We start from the raw sequence: 827 nt of genomic DNA on the forward strand, positions 1-827 counted from the left end.
TTGTTGTTTACTGTCCCGACTCCGGCTGCAGGCGATACGGACGCGATCTTTGCCGATATGCTGGCCAAGGGGTATCTGGTGTATGACCTCACCCACGATGTCTATTCCTTTACCTCACTGAACACCGTGTTTGGATTCACCATCACATCTGAAGCCAACATCCCTGACTGGGGTATTTTGGCGTGGGGCGTTGACGGTCTGGGTGCAACCTACGCATCGTCTGACGTCGGTGCGGTTCTGATTGATGAGGGTGTCACCATGGAGCAGTACCTTGCCCAGTTCCCTCCGCACAATATCACAGGCAGCGACATCATTTTGGTCCAGCCTGGCGCTATCGCTCTCCCCCGTTTGGTAAATGGCTGGAAACCACAGCTGAAGGATATCATCGCAGGTATTCGATCCCACATTCCGGTTGCGAATCCGACGCCGTAAAAATAATTCAATAAAAGGGGCTTTCGCCCTTTTACTTCTTCAATATCCTTCCCTATACTTCATTCCATAAGCAGTACGACACTGACTCTGAAATGAAGGAACTATATCATGACAACTAAAGCGCAATTGATCGAAGCCCTGAATGCTGGTACTATCACCCACTCTCGTTACAAAGTAACATTGCAGCAATTTGTTGGTATGGCCGTCAGAAATGCCAAATTCACCCCAATCTCTTCCCCTGAAAAATTTCCAGTTAAGGCCAGCCAGCCGAAGTTTTCGGTGGTTTGCCAGGGTGAAGAAATCACCGCTCTGTGGGAATATGATAACATGTATTTTGAATGTTCTGACGGCGTGTTAGCATACCATGTGGAAGGTGAGCATTTGTTCTAAACCTT

Annotated in this window: 2 protein-coding genes; both read left to right on the forward strand. The window is 48.4% G+C overall.

What is annotated here, in order from left to right; genetic code table 11:
• Positions 1–432 (forward strand): DUF7270 domain-containing protein (locus G3A47_RS22660; RefSeq protein ID WP_166926534.1); only part of this gene is annotated, 432 nt, incomplete at its 5' end.
• Positions 433–540: 108 nt separating this feature from the next.
• Positions 541–822 (forward strand): hypothetical protein, encoded by a 282-nt coding sequence (locus tag G3A47_RS22665; protein WP_016025358.1) that lies wholly within the window; start codon positions 541–543, stop codon positions 820–822.
• Positions 823–827 lie beyond the last annotated feature (5 nt).

This window comes from Flavobacterium poyangense (genome assembly GCF_011751075.1).
Taxonomy (GTDB): Bacteria; Bacteroidota; Bacteroidia; order Flavobacteriales; family Flavobacteriaceae; genus Flavobacterium; species Flavobacterium poyangense.